Origin of the sequence: Staphylococcus sp. EG-SA-14, from assembly GCF_017151935.1 — a bacterium.
GTDB classification, from domain to species: domain Bacteria; phylum Bacillota; class Bacilli; order Staphylococcales; family Staphylococcaceae; genus Staphylococcus; species Staphylococcus aureus.
This window is the reverse complement of record NZ_JACVZM010000017.1, coordinates 25,221-38,307: the sequence shown is the minus strand read 5'-3', so window position 1 is coordinate 38,307 and position 13,087 is coordinate 25,221. Positions and strand designations below refer to the sequence as shown.

Genomic DNA, 13,087 nt, shown 5'->3' with positions numbered 1-13,087 from the left:
TTAACGTTAATGAATTAGGTATGTGGATTGCAATTTAAAAAGAATGTAATATTTGTAACATGTTTATTACTCAAAATCATTTTTTGTTACATATAACATTTAAATATAAAGAGTAAAACATTTAGTCAATCGAATCTTTTTAAATGTAAAGCATCGAATTTTCTTAATAAAATTCATAAGAAAAACGATGCTAATCATTCATAATATTACGCTTTACTTTATATCAATATACACCAAAATACTTATGCTACATATTTTGTTCTTTCAATTTTGCTCTATGTTGCTTTTCAATTAAAACAATAACAACACCTGCTAATGAAACACCTATAGCCATATAAATTGGTGCTTCAATGTGTACATCAAATAACGCACCTGCGATTAAAGGACCTATGAAATTACCCATACTAGTGAATGTCGAGTTCAATCCGCCTGCAAAGCCTTGCCTTTCTCCAGCAATATTAGAAAAATAATTTGTAATGGCTGGTCGTATCATATCGAAACCTATGAAGACAACAAAACTGATTAACATTATTGACCAATAGCCATTAGCAAAAACTAATAATATTAAGACAACAACTGAATATAATAATGACCAAGCTATAAATGTTAACTCTGAGAAATACTTCATAAATTTATCGAAGAAATAGATTTGGAAAAGTGCCCCAAATATACCGCCACCCGTAATAGCAATCGAAATATCTTTAGGTGAATAATTTACCTTGTCAGCTGTGTATAGTGAATACAATGTTTCAAATGCAGATAAACCAAACGATAATACAAGTGTTAAAATAACTGGTGTAATAAACACTTTCCAGTTAATTTTCGTTAGCAATTGTGGCTCTAACTTTTGGAAACCACTTGTCGTAGACTTTTTCGGATCGTGAATCAATACAATTGACATTATAAATGCTAGAATACCTAATGCTCCTGCAAAGTAAAATGGCATACGATGTGAAACTTCTGCCATAAATCCACCAATCCCTGGTCCTAAAATGAATCCAGAATTGATAATCGCTGACATGTAGCCAAAGTTTTTTGCTTTTTGATGGCTTGGTGAAATGTCAGCTATTAAACCTGTCACACCAGGCATTACCATACCAGCACTCATACCACCAATCACTCTCGATAACATCAATACCGAAAAATTGTGGCCAACTGCAAACATAAATTCTGACACTGAAAACAAAATTAATCCTATACATATAATTAATTTCTTCCCTAATTTGTCAGCTAGCGTACCACCAAACGGCGATATAATCATTTGAGATAACGCAAAAGCAGCAACTAGTAATCCTAAATCACTACCAGTTAATCCCAAATCTTTTAAATAAACAGGCAAGACTGGTATTACTAAACCGATACCTAAAAAAATCAAGAAAATATTAAAATATAAGACAAAAATCTGTTTATTCATATGCTCACCTCTTTTTTCTCCATGTCATGCTTAAAGCTGTTATTCTTCTTTTCCACGACAGATTGCAATTCATGCTAAATATTCGTAAAAAGTTTCTATATTGTATTACAACATTGCTACATTTGACAATATTTTTTCTTTGTAATTATCACTATTTTCCATTTAATTGTATAATTAATGACATATTAAAATAAAGGGGATTGATCATATGAAATTGCAAAAAAGTAATCATACTATACTACTAGTGTTGGAAAAAGGAGAAGATATCGTTGAATGTATAACAACCTTTGCAGATGACCAAGACTTAACATTTACATCTGTCAGCGGCATTGGTGCATGTGATGACGTTGTATTAAAATTTTTCAATTTAACAACGAAACAATACGAAGAAAAACATATTACTGAGCTACTGGAATTGACGAGCTTATTAGGTAATATTTCTCGTCTAGACAATGGTCATTTTGCACATTTGCATGCTACTTTCGGTACTCAATCATATGAAACTTTTAGCGGACATCTCGCTAAAGCAATTGTTTCTGCAACTGCTGAAATCATTCTTACTGTAACTGATTTGGACATTCAACGTTCATTCAAAGATGCAGTCGGTTTAAATTTACTTGATCCTCAATAGCACTTTACTTTTTAGTTGAATCAAATTTTATTACAAGTTATCATAAGTGCTTAATCATAAATGCATTCTCGTTTATTAATATACTTCAACGAGTTAAATTAAATTTTTAATTAGGAATTGAATGCGTTTATAACTATCACATTTGAATGAATAACTTTTTCATTAGAAAGTAGTGTTTATTATTGATGCAATCTCGATATATCGCTAGAATTTACTTTTTAATTTTATTTATCGTCTCCCTTTTTGAGACTAAAATTTTTCAATTTATGACTTTAAATTTGTTTTTAGCATATATACCTTTTGAGCTTAGTCTATTATTACGATTATTCAAACCGAATAAAAAGTATGAATGGCCACTCTTTATCATATATAGTTTTATATTTGTGTTACTTTTACCAAATACATTTTATATGGTAACTGATTTAATCCATTTGAACCAATTTCAATTCAACTTTTACGCAGGACTAAATTTAAGTGAGTGGAAATACTTTACCTATTTACTGCTTGGTGTCTTCTTAGCGGTTTATGTGATGATTTTAATCTATTTTGAAATACTAACATTGACTTCTCACCGTTGGCTTAATAGATTAATTGTTGTCGTGCTAATGTTTTTAAATGGATTCGGAATTTATATTGGTCGTTTCTTACGCTTACATTCCGTTTATTTCTTTAATGAGCCCTTACATGTTTTAAATCACATTCTAGAAAGTCTAACGCTTAAAACTGCTATGTTTGTATGTTTTATGGTTGTGATGCAAGCAGCAATTCTATTATTTGGAAAAGGAGTGCGTTTGAACAAGTGACAATAAATATAATCGTTTTAATAATATCTATCATTGGCTTTCAATTGATTATTGGACACATATGGCATGATATTGGTTTAAGTTATTTAAGAAGTATCTTACTCATGATGCTGCCATTTGGACTAGGTGTATTTATACAACAAGTGTCGTATTACGAACGACAATATCCTAAATGGCAAGTGCCTCAAAACATAAAAGTTAGATTGAAATATATTTATCTCGCTACGTTTTTAGAGTATGTCGTACTATACCTCACTTTATTTACGGACATACTAAGATAACATCAAATTAATAAGAAAACTAAATACAACTTATATATTTGAGGAAAGCCAATTTCTATCACATCAATAATAGAAATTGGCTTGTTTATATTGCTTAAGAACTTTATATTCTGCTCCAGATTTTACTCATGCCTGATCTATCAATTGAGCCGAATTAGTCTAGCGCTTTAAATGTAGCTAAAACTTGTGTACGTTTTTCTTGATGATCTACCATTTGTCTTGGATAATGACGACCTAATTCAATCCCCTGTTCAAAAAGGTTGGACTCATTGCGTTGTGTATCATGCAAATATTTTGCATCAATTTGATTAAAAATCGGAAGATATGTTTTGATATACAAAGCTTTAGCATCAAAGCGTTCACTCTGTCTTATTGGATTAAACATTCTAAAATACGGTACTGCATCCGTACCTGTAGAAGCAGACCATTGCCATCCATGAATATTTGATGCTGCATCATAGTCAATAAGGTGCTTTCTAAAGAATTTTTCTCCCCATGTCCAATCTATAAATAAATCTTTGGTTAAAAATTGCGACACAACCATTCTCATTCGATTATGCATAAAACCAGTTTGTGTCAATTCCATTATTGCTGCATCAATGATTGGAAATCCTGTTTGCCCTTCGCACCATACATTAAAATCCGTTTCATTTTGCGACCATTTTATCTGTCGATATTTAGGTTTGAAAGCTTGGTATGAGGTTTCTGGATACTGTGTCATTAACACATAATAAAATTCTCTAAAAATGAGTTCACGTATAAATGCTTCATAGTTTGCCTCATCTTGATCATAACGCGCCAATAAATCATTAAAAATTTCAATAATATCTAATAATCCATATGCTAAAGCAACACTTAGCTGACTTGTTAACACTTCAGGTAAATAGTCTCTTCCGCTTTCGTAATTCTGTATATCTTGATCTAAAAAATGTTGCCATTTATTCTGTTCAATTATTTGTGAGGATCCAAACGCTATGTCATCAAACACTAAATCATCAGGTGATGCAATGACAAAGTCTTCGAATGATTTTAAATCATAGTGATATACGTCTCTATGCCTCAAGTAAGGTCGCCATTTTTTATAGAAACTAGTAAAAACTTTGTATGGCTCCCCTTGTTGATTCATTGTTTTACTCGCTTTAAAGTAATGATTCCCACGTATTAAAGTAACGGCAATACGTGCTTCATTGAATAAAGAACGTTGATGTAAAATATCATATTCTTCAAGATGATAACTCATAATATCACCCGCAATCACTACTTCAGATATATTGTTTTCTTTACAAAATGAAATGATATCGTCATAAGACATGACATAAGGTGTGAGCTTTTCTGCGTGCAACGATTGGTAAAAGCGCTGCAAAGTACCGCGATAAAACTGTGCTTTCAAATCAGAAGCTGAAGACATGTCCTCTTCCGGAATGATAAAATAACATGCATCAATGTCTTCTTTTTGTTGATAAATATATTCAAATAATGGATTGTGTTCCATTCGAAACATTCGATTTAATAACACAGCAATTGCCATAAACAAAACACCCTTCAATTATCTTTTTATTTTATTAAGCTTTTTGTCACTTTAAAATAACCTAGATTCTTATTTATATTTTTAATTAAAGTAAACCTAACCATTTCCAATAAGTCATACTAAAAACTATCACTAGAATATACCCTACAATTGTCAATGGTATACCTGCCTTCAAGAAATCTTTAACCGTAAAAGTACCAGTGCCATAAGCCAACATATTTTGAGGTGCACTAACAGGTAATAAGAAACCAAAACTAATAACAAATTGTTGAATTAAAACAAATCCTATAGACTGGTCTCCTAAGTGTAACGTAGAGGTTAGCGAAATAAAAACAGGTATTAACGCTGATGATAAACTTGTTGCACTCGCAAAGCCCAAATGAATCAATATATTAAAAAGCGTGATAAGTGCAATTGTCGCGATAATAGGTAAATGTTTTAAACCTAAAACACCAAAAGTTTGATCACTTAACCATTGAGCTGCACCTGTTTTCAAAAGAACGTTACCTAGTGAAATACCTACACCAAACACGATAATTGTTCCCCATGGTATTTTATTTTCAACATGTTTCCATGTCATGACACCAATTTTCGGCATTAACATAACACCTAAAGCAATAATAGTAATGGATGCAGAGTCAATCGGATGTAATACTTTTTCAGTTGACCAAAACAGTAATAATAACATCGATATAACAATTAAGCGCCATTCACGTGCGCTAACGGGGCCAAGTTTATGCAATTCTTCTTTTATTAAATCTTTACCACCTTCTATTGTATTAATTTCTGGAGGCATCACTTTAATCATGATGAAATATAAAGCTATGGACATAACTATGGACCAAGGCGCTGCATATAAGAACCACTCGCCCCATGAAACATCAAATCCTAATTGATGGTTTATAAAATTAATCGCTACGATATTTTGTGCTGCCGCCGTTTTGATACCAATATTCCAAATTGACACAGCTTGTACTGAAGTAATTATTAATAAAGACGCTAACTTGCTATCTTTGGAAACTTTAAATGCCGCAATCATACCCAGCAAGATTGGTACAACTGCCCCTGCTCTAGCTGTTGCAGAAGGAACGAAAAATGCAAGTACAATTGAAACGATAATTGCTCCAATAACTATATTTCTAGTTTTATTACCAACAATTGATAACACTAAAAGAGCTAGTCTTTTATGCAAATTCGTTTCTTGCATAGCAGCAGCCAAAAATAATGCGGCTGCAACGAGAGCTACAGCTGAAGTTGCAAATCCACTAAACGCTAATGATAATGCATGATTAGTTCCTAGAAGGTCACTTCCAGCTAAAACAGCACTGCCACTTTTCGGATTACCTAGCTTCTCCCCTAAATTTTGAACCGGGCTAAATCCTAAAAGTAATATCATTAAGCCGATAATTAAAGTTGCTGACACCGGATATGATACAGCTTCCGTTACCCACATAATAACTGCAAAAGCTAAAATAGCTAGTACTGCCTTAGCCATTATCGGCAGACTTGAAGGTGCCGGGAGTAATAGTACAACTATAAGTATTATAAAACTCATGACAATCCAAAATGGCTTGTATTGCTTTTTTGTCTTTTCTTTCTTTTGTTGTTCATGTTCAACTACATGTTTTTCTTCTGACATAACAGTCACCCCTTTGTTTAATCTTAATTTAATTATAACAATTTTTTAAAACATACATTTTTAATTTATGCAAAATACACAATTTTATCGAAATATTTTGTAAATAATATTGCTAGGTGATGAGTTATCTCGGTTAATTACAAAACGATATCTAAGTTTAAATATTAGATCATAAAAAAACTATCTACTGAATATCCTCATAGCACCATTTTTCTAAGCAAAAGTTAAACTTAGTTAGATAAAATGCAAATGAGATTATTGTAGATAGTCTCTTTTTAATATTTAAAAATGATTAATGCCATAAACATAAATAATTCCAAAGAATGCCGCGCCACTAAGCACTGTTAATATAAGACTTAGTAACAATGTGCGTTTATAATGTTTAATAAATGCTATGAACAAAATGACTACATTATACGCAAAGAAAAGTCCGAATAATGTCATTGTTATTTTCAAATCCGAATAGAAAATATTTAATAGTAATACAATGACTGCATAAATTAAATACGGAATAACTATAAATTTGCGTTCAAATCTTAATTGTTCGAAACGTTTATCTTCGTTTGTCATGATATGCTCCTTTATGATTTAAAAGTAAATAAGTTTACGGAATATCTTGTCCGATAATAGCGGTGTAAATGTCAAACCACGACTGATCATCTAAATTAAGTTGTAGCCCTTCGATTGCTTGATCAATACGCTTTAACTGACTTGTTCCAAGTATCGGCATGATACTATGCGGTATTTTTACTAACCATGCTATCATCACAGCTGTGTCACTCACACCATATTTGTCAGCTATTGATTGAACAACTTTCATAATACGTTGCGCTTTAATATCTTCCTTGTCGAAAATTTTACCGCCTGCAAAAGGACTCCAAGCCATAATTTGAACATGGTTTTGATACATTGAATCCATTGTTCCATCTTGTAAACTATCAACGTGATATGGCGATAATTCTAATTGATTGATGCTAATATGTAGTCTTTCTTTCATAATATATTGATTTAACAATTGGTATTGTGAATGATTAAAATTCGACACCCCGAATGACTTCAACTTACCTTGTTTAACAAGTTTAGTTAATGCATCAGCAACTTGTTCTGGATCCATCAATGGTGAAGGACGATGAATGAGTAGACTATCTAAATAATCTACATTCAAATTGATTAATGACTGTTCAACAGATTTCACGATGTGCTTACTACTCAAATCATAACGATGTCCATTTGTAAAATCAAATTGCTTAGAAGGCAAAATGATACCACATTTCGTAACAATTTGAATTTTATTTCTTAATTCGGGTGATAAATCCAAAGCATTACCAAACAGTGATTCACATTGATAATCCCCATAAATATCAGCATGATCCATCGTTGTAATTCCACGTTCAACTAATTCATTTATAAAATAATTTAACTCTTTCGCAGTCATCTTCCATTCATTTGCACGCCAAAAACCTTGTACAAGCCTAGAAAAATGAACATAGTGATTAATCATTATTTGTTCCATATCTCATCCACTCCATCCCTCAATGTCACAAAATATTCACAATAAAAGTATTAAGAAATTAATGTGCTATTTCCGTTAAATTGAAACAACACATTTTCTGATTTACGTAAATTGTAGCATATCCAATTGATTACGTATGTGATTTGTATCTAAAGTTTCACCAATAATAACAATCGTTAATGGTAATTGCATGCCAATTATTCCATAGTCTGGTAAACCATATGCATATTGAAATTCATAAATTGCATTTGGTTGATCTCTAAATGACACATAACCTTTCAAACGTAGAACAGATTCCGGTAATTTCATTATAAATTGATAAAACAATTGACGATCAATCGGACCTGTAAACGTGTAAGTCATACTTTTAATCCCATGATGATGGTGATGATGAGACGATATCTCTCTGTCTTTAACAGTTAAGTCCAATTCTTCCAACGAAACTTTTCCATAGGTTGTTTTATAAGTTGGAATACTTGCACAAATCATACCTAATTGCTTATCAATTTTCTCAAGACTGTCATCAGTTATAAGATCAATTTTATTAATAATAATCATGTCACTTAGTTTCAACTGATCTTCCATCAGCGAAACTGTATTTTCGGTATATTGATGACGTTCTAAAAATCGAGTCGCATCTAATACACCATAAATAATCGGCTTTTCAAAGAAATTAACGATTTGCGGATCTTGACATGCAACTAGTAATTCCAAAGGATGCGCAATGCCTGTCGCTTCTATGATGACATGATTAACGTCCCCTTTTAAAGCAATGGCTTTTAGTTCATAGACAAGTTCTTGTTTAAGATCGCAACAAACACAACCATTAATCAATGAATGGACTTCAATTTCATTTGAAATACTATTGCTATCAATATCAAAAGTACCGAATTCATTCATGATGATTTTAATTTTCTCATCATTTTTTAATAATTCACTAATATAATGTGTCAGTAACGTGGTTTTACCACTACCCAAAAATCCGTTAATTATGGATATTCTTATTTTTTCATCTTTATTATTTTTCATTTTATATTCTCTTTTCTATTACAGTTATTTTTAAAAATGATAACATATATATTAAATTATCTTTTTGCTTGATTTAATCAAAAATATCTTCTAAACTTTAAACATACTTTAATTTTAGCATGGCATTGAATCAAAGAAAGTTGTGAATTAATAAACAATCAACTTTTTAATGATTACCAATCCGAAAAGAGAAAAAAACGGATAGTATGTCTGGAGGAGAACTTTAATGTCTGATCAACATAATTTAAAAGAACAGCTATGCTTTAGTTTGTACAATGCTCAAAGACAAGTTAATCGCTACTACTCTAACAAAGTTTTTAAGAAGTACAATCTAACATACCCACAATTTCTTGTCTTAACAATTTTATGGGATGAATCTCCTGTAAACGTCAAGAAAGTCGTAACTGAATTAGCACTCGATACTGGTACAGTATCACCATTATTAAAACGAATGGAACAAGTAGACTTAATTAAGCGTGAACGTTCCGAAGTCGATCAACGTGAAGTATTTATTCACTTGACTGACAAAAGTGAAACTATTAGACCAGAATTAAGTAATGCATCTGACAAAGTCGCTTCAGCTTCTTCTTTATCTCAAGATGAAGTTAAAGAACTTAATCGCTTATTAGGTAAAGTCATTCATGCATTTGATGAAACAAAGGAAAAATAATTAACTTTTGTCATGACAATTAAAGTAATGTTTAGAATTTATTAAGAATAGAAAAACAATTAGCACGCGTAAGCTTGTTAGTTAAAAAACTGCTTGAAAGGTTTCTTAGCCTATCAAGCAGTTTTTTTATGCATTATATTGAATCATATTCCATAAAGCACCTTGATTAGCGAGTAATTGTTGATAGTTTCCCTTTTCAACTATTTTACCATTTATCATCACAATGATGGTCTCAAAACGTGACAATAAAGTTAAATCGTGTGTAGCAACAATTAATGTTTCTGCATGTGCTTCAATTAAATCCATAACTTTTAAACTATTTTGTTTATCTAATGCAGTTGTTGGTTCATCTAAAATCCATGTTGATGCAGTATCTTTTAATAACATCCTCGCAATCGCTAAACGCTGAATTTCTCCGCCAGATAATGTATGACCATCTAAGTCAATTTGACGTTCTAGTGCCAAATGTTCTAAATCTAATTGCTTAAATATTGCTTGCACTGCTTCATCTCTTTCATCGGTAAATAAATTTTGACGTATTGTACCATCAAATAATTGTTGAGATTGTAGCAAGACATTTAACGATTCAAACTTATCTTTGTCATCTATTTCAAACATATCCATATTTTCGAAACGAATAGAGCCACTATCTAATTGATATAACCCAGCCATAATTTGTAGTAATGTACTTTTTCCTGAACCAGAAGGCCCCACAATCGCAATCTTTTCGCCTCTATTAACATTAAAATTAATATCCGACAACACATACGTTTGCTGGTTCCAATACTTAAAACTAGCGTCCTTAACTTCATAAATGTTCGTTGCATCATACTTATCATTAAGACGGTTTTTTCCATTAGTAGAAGGTACAGATATCACTTCATTAATATCATGCAATGCTTGGTCAGTATCCGCTTTATAATACGCGACATTTGTCATTGGTACAGCTTGTTCAAATAAAGTTAAGACCATTAAAACTATACTCGTCATATAAATAATATTTAGTTGGCCTGCATTAATTTGAATTAATCCTAGAACTAAACTACCAAAAATCGAAAGCATAGCAATAATATTTAATATAAAATCATAAATCGTTAAAAAGCGTTGCTCTTTAAGTTGTAATTTATCAAAATGATTTAATTTAGCCATCAAATTATCTCGATAATGATTAATTTGATTAAATCGACGTAGTTCATCCATACCAGCTTTATAATCATAAAAATGATTTAAAAATCGGGCCTGTTCATTAGCTGCATGTTTCTTTAAAGTACGTGCTTTTTTTGAGCTTAACCAAGGAACAACGAGTAAAGTAAACAACATGCTAACCATAATCAATAGCGCATGGCTGATTGAAATGAACGCCAAAACTATTACTGTAACTAGCGCTGTCAAACCGATAACGACTGGTGGATAATAAACACGTAAATATATATTTTGTAATGCCTCAACACGACTAATCATACGTGAAATTAAATCACTAGAACTCAGTTTACGGTAAACATTAGGAATGACATTTACTAATTTACCGAAAAACTGTACCCGAATATCACGTAGCATTGTAAATGTAGCTTTATGAGAAATAAGGCGCTCTACGTATCGAGTAATAGCTCTTAAAAACCCAAACAATTTTACTGTAACGACTAAAATCATCAGAGCGTATAGTGGCGCACCAAGTGCACTTTGTGTCACCATATAACCACTTAAGAAAAACATGGCGAGCGCAACTAAACTTCCACAAACACCAACAACTATAGCTAACAATAAATCCTTATCTACTTGAAATTTTAGTCGTGTTTTCATAAGTCATCACCATTTTCTGTTATATTTACTGAAATATTGCGATCATCAGCAATCAGTCTTCCATTTTCTATATACAAGCGTCGTTGTAAATGGCGAATTGTATTATCTCTATGTGCAATGACAATCATCGTTGTATCTTTAAAATGTTGAAACAGAACGTTCTGAATCATGTGTTCTGTTTGAATATCTAAACCAGTTGCAGGCTCATCAAATATAACGAGATCTGGCTTCATAACTAAAAGACGGCAAAGTTCTATGCGTCTCATCTGTCCACCAGATAACATTTCGCCTCCTTCACCTATTATTGTGTTAATGCCTTTTGTGAAAGATTGCACTTTGTCTAATAAACCTACTTCGTCTAGCACTTCTTCAATAGTATTATTTTCTATATCTTTAAACATCGTAATATTCTCTTTTATAGAAGCACTGAAAATATATGGCTGTTGACTAAGTATTCCTATATTTAAATCACGCTGGTTTGTACTTATAGTACCTATTGTTGGCTGATAAACACCTGCAATAAGATGTGTCAAAGTGGATTTACCTGCCCCGCTTGGACCTACAAGTGCAATTTGATCACCTTTAAATATTTCCAAATTTAAATCATTTAATACCAATCTATCAGAATCATCATATCGAAATGATATGTCTGTTAACTGAATAAATGGCTTTTGGTTTTCCTCATACTTTAATAGAAATTCATTATTATAGTTCGGTTGTTCTAAAAACTCAAACACAACGTCACTGGCACCTTCACTTTGTTTTCCAGTATGGAACGCTTGCCCTAAGTCCTTAATTGCATTATAAAATTCAGGCGCTAAAATAATCGCAATTGCCGCAGTTTTAAAATCAATATTATGAAATACTACTAAGCTTAGCGTTGCTTCCAATGCAACCAATCCAATACCTAACATACTTATAAATTCGAGCATTAATCCCGATAAAAAAGCACTGCGTAAAATGCGCATTGTTAAAGTTCTAAACTGAGTACTATCGTCGTAAATATGCTTCTCTGTTTGCTCTGTACGATTAAATAGCTTTAACGTCACTAAACCTTTAGCAATATTTAAAAACCGTTGACTAAATTGATTCAAATAAGTCATTTGATCTTTTGACTCATCTCGCGTTTTCAAACCGAAAATAATATAAAACAAAGGAATAAATGGTGCAGTTATTAACATAATTAATGCGGTATTGAAATGGATGAAAAACATTGCAATGATTATGATGAGCGGAACCATCATTGATTTGAACACTTGAGGCAAATAACTCTTATAAAAAGGTGCTAAACCATCAATGTTTTCTGTGAGTATAGTCATTTGTTCACCGATTGGATGACCATTATTTTTATAAATAACCCGCTGTCTAAGCATATGCTTAACTTTAAATGCTAATGTATCACCTAACCATTGATTTAGAAATTGCACAGTTGCTCTTAAAAGTAAAACACCTAATAAAATAAATAATACAATCCATAAACCTTGAAATTGATGTCTTATAATTTTATCTAAAAAATCTGCTATTAAAATATTTTGCGTTATAACGAGTATGCCGAGACCAGTACTGACCAAGAACATGAGTACCGGAAAAATTTTATATTGAAACAGTAATGTTGTTAATTTTTTCACAATTATATCACCTAAACCTATTATAAAAGGTTTTCCTTAAAATCAAATTAAATAGCTCAATAAAATATTGTAGTTTTACATGTAAAAGAAAATGAATATATACATCTTTAGTCTAGTATTATAACTATAACTAGCATGTCTTTAAATGAAT

Annotated in this window: 12 protein-coding genes; 4 read left to right on the top strand and 8 right to left on the bottom strand. The window is 31.6% G+C overall.

The window, feature by feature from the left end; genetic code table 11:
- Nucleotides 1–247: 247 nt before the first annotated feature.
- Nucleotides 248–1,414, bottom strand: a complete 1,167-nt coding sequence (gene norA, locus IDG63_RS10345) for a multidrug efflux MFS transporter NorA (protein ID WP_001041274.1) — start codon at nucleotides 1,412–1,414, stop codon at nucleotides 248–250.
- 208 nt (nucleotides 1,415–1,622) lie between these two features.
- Between norA and IDG63_RS10340 the strand changes: the two genes are divergently transcribed.
- The 3 genes from IDG63_RS10340 (at nucleotide 1,623) to IDG63_RS10330 (ending at nucleotide 3,129) form a co-directional block, all read left to right on the top strand.
- Nucleotides 1,623–2,045: a PPC domain-containing DNA-binding protein gene (locus tag IDG63_RS10340; RefSeq protein ID WP_000776014.1), complete on the top strand. Its 423-nt coding sequence runs from the start codon at nucleotides 1,623–1,625 to the stop codon at nucleotides 2,043–2,045.
- A 185-nt stretch (nucleotides 2,046–2,230) separates the two neighbouring features.
- The gene (locus tag IDG63_RS10335) at nucleotides 2,231–2,848 is read left to right on the top strand and encodes a DUF1361 domain-containing protein (RefSeq protein WP_001191874.1); all 618 of its coding nucleotides are present in this window, start codon (nucleotides 2,231–2,233) and stop codon (nucleotides 2,846–2,848) included.
- Nucleotides 2,845–3,129 carry a hypothetical protein gene (locus IDG63_RS10330; protein WP_000154460.1) on the top strand — a complete coding sequence of 95 codons (285 nt, stop codon included), beginning with the start codon at nucleotides 2,845–2,847 and terminating at the stop codon, nucleotides 3,127–3,129. Before IDG63_RS10335 ends, IDG63_RS10330 begins: the two co-directional genes overlap by 4 nt.
- Nucleotides 3,130–3,283: 154 nt before the next feature.
- Here the strand turns inward: IDG63_RS10330 and IDG63_RS10325 are convergent, their stop codons facing one another.
- The 5 genes from IDG63_RS10325 to IDG63_RS10305 form a co-directional block, all read right to left on the bottom strand.
- On the bottom strand, nucleotides 3,284–4,657 hold the full coding sequence (locus IDG63_RS10325) for a cryptochrome/photolyase family protein (RefSeq protein WP_000952035.1): 1,374 nt from the start codon (nucleotides 4,655–4,657) through the stop codon (nucleotides 3,284–3,286).
- An 85-nt stretch (nucleotides 4,658–4,742) separates the two neighbouring features.
- Nucleotides 4,743–6,296, bottom strand: a complete 1,554-nt coding sequence (locus IDG63_RS10320) for an SLC13 family permease (protein ID WP_001288054.1) — start codon at nucleotides 6,294–6,296, stop codon at nucleotides 4,743–4,745.
- 282 nt (nucleotides 6,297–6,578) lie between these two features.
- Nucleotides 6,579–6,866, bottom strand: coding sequence for a hypothetical protein (locus IDG63_RS10315; RefSeq protein ID WP_000180416.1), 288 nt, complete (start codon nucleotides 6,864–6,866; stop codon nucleotides 6,579–6,581).
- Nucleotides 6,867–6,900: 34 nt separating this feature from the next.
- Nucleotides 6,901–7,809, bottom strand: coding sequence for an aldo/keto reductase (locus tag IDG63_RS10310; RefSeq protein ID WP_000435109.1), 909 nt, complete (start codon nucleotides 7,807–7,809; stop codon nucleotides 6,901–6,903).
- 102 nt (nucleotides 7,810–7,911) lie between these two features.
- A complete protein-coding gene (locus tag IDG63_RS10305; protein ID WP_000794408.1) occupies nucleotides 7,912–8,838 on the bottom strand; it encodes a CobW family GTP-binding protein in 927 nt (308 codons plus the stop codon).
- A gap of 226 nt (nucleotides 8,839–9,064) precedes the next feature.
- Here IDG63_RS10305 and mgrA point away from each other — a divergent pair, with 226 nt between their 5' ends.
- A complete protein-coding gene (gene mgrA, locus IDG63_RS10300; protein WP_001283444.1) occupies nucleotides 9,065–9,508 on the top strand; it encodes a global transcriptional regulator MgrA in 444 nt (147 codons plus the stop codon).
- A 126-nt stretch (nucleotides 9,509–9,634) separates the two neighbouring features.
- Here the strand turns inward: mgrA and IDG63_RS10295 are convergent, their stop codons facing one another.
- Both IDG63_RS10295 and IDG63_RS10290 read right to left on the bottom strand, forming a co-directional pair.
- Nucleotides 9,635–11,308 carry an amino acid ABC transporter ATP-binding/permease protein gene (locus IDG63_RS10295; RefSeq protein ID WP_000857622.1) on the bottom strand — a complete coding sequence of 558 codons (1,674 nt, stop codon included), beginning with the start codon at nucleotides 11,306–11,308 and terminating at the stop codon, nucleotides 9,635–9,637.
- Nucleotides 11,305–12,936: an ABC transporter ATP-binding protein/permease gene (locus IDG63_RS10290; protein WP_000737187.1), complete on the bottom strand. Its 1,632-nt coding sequence runs from the start codon at nucleotides 12,934–12,936 to the stop codon at nucleotides 11,305–11,307. The genes IDG63_RS10295 and IDG63_RS10290 overlap by 4 nt, the downstream gene beginning before the upstream one ends.
- Nucleotides 12,937–13,087: the final 151 nt, after the last annotated feature.

Excerpts from the sequence above, each read along its gene's own strand:
- IDG63_RS10325 (WP_000952035.1), bottom strand. The coding sequence starts at position 4,657 with ATGGCAATTGCTGTGTTATTAAATCGAATGTTTCGAATGGAACACAAT.
- IDG63_RS10315 (WP_000180416.1), bottom strand. The coding sequence starts at position 6,866 with ATGACAAACGAAGATAAACGTTTCGAACAATTAAGATTTGAACGCAAA.
- IDG63_RS10305 (WP_000794408.1), bottom strand. The coding sequence starts at position 8,838 with ATGAAAAATAATAAAGATGAAAAAATAAGAATATCCATAATTAACGGA.
- mgrA (WP_001283444.1), top strand. The coding sequence starts at position 9,065 with ATGTCTGATCAACATAATTTAAAAGAACAGCTATGCTTTAGTTTGTAC.
- IDG63_RS10335 (WP_001191874.1), top strand. The coding sequence starts at position 2,231 with ATGCAATCTCGATATATCGCTAGAATTTACTTTTTAATTTTATTTATC.
- norA (WP_001041274.1), bottom strand. The coding sequence starts at position 1,414 with ATGAATAAACAGATTTTTGTCTTATATTTTAATATTTTCTTGATTTTT.
- IDG63_RS10295 (WP_000857622.1), bottom strand. The coding sequence starts at position 11,308 with ATGAAAACACGACTAAAATTTCAAGTAGATAAGGATTTATTGTTAGCT.
- IDG63_RS10320 (WP_001288054.1), bottom strand. The coding sequence starts at position 6,296 with ATGTCAGAAGAAAAACATGTAGTTGAACATGAACAACAAAAGAAAGAA.
- IDG63_RS10310 (WP_000435109.1), bottom strand. The coding sequence starts at position 7,809 with ATGGAACAAATAATGATTAATCACTATGTTCATTTTTCTAGGCTTGTA.
- IDG63_RS10340 (WP_000776014.1), top strand. The coding sequence starts at position 1,623 with ATGAAATTGCAAAAAAGTAATCATACTATACTACTAGTGTTGGAAAAA.